Here is a 296-nt window from a genome sequence, read left to right on the forward strand (position 1 = left end):
CCTGCATCCACAGTAGACGGTTCACGATGCCCTCGTGCGGCACCACGACACCCTTCGGGCGACCGGTCGAGCCGGACGTGTAGATGACGTACGCCGGGGACGCGGGATCCACGGCCCGCCGCAGGCTCTCTCCCGAATAGCCGTCCAGCACCGGCAGCTCGTCCAGAACGACCGTCGGAGCCGCGTCTTCGAGCATGAACGCGATGCGATCGGCCGGGTAGTCCGTGTCGAGCGGCAGGTAGGCCGCGCCTGCCTTGTGCACCGCGTACAGCGCGACGACGAGGTCGATCGAGCGC

The 296-nt window shown here is 68.6% G+C and carries 1 protein-coding gene; it reads right to left on the reverse strand.

Annotation, left to right across the window (positions count from 1 at the left end; genetic code table 11):
- Positions 1 to 296 (reverse strand): AMP-binding protein (locus AB8M46_RS39945; RefSeq protein ID WP_394363513.1); only part of this gene is annotated, 296 nt, incomplete at both ends.

Source organism: Amycolatopsis sp. SB7-3, from assembly GCF_041021335.1.
GTDB lineage: Bacteria > Actinomycetota > Actinomycetes > Mycobacteriales > Pseudonocardiaceae > Amycolatopsis > Amycolatopsis japonica.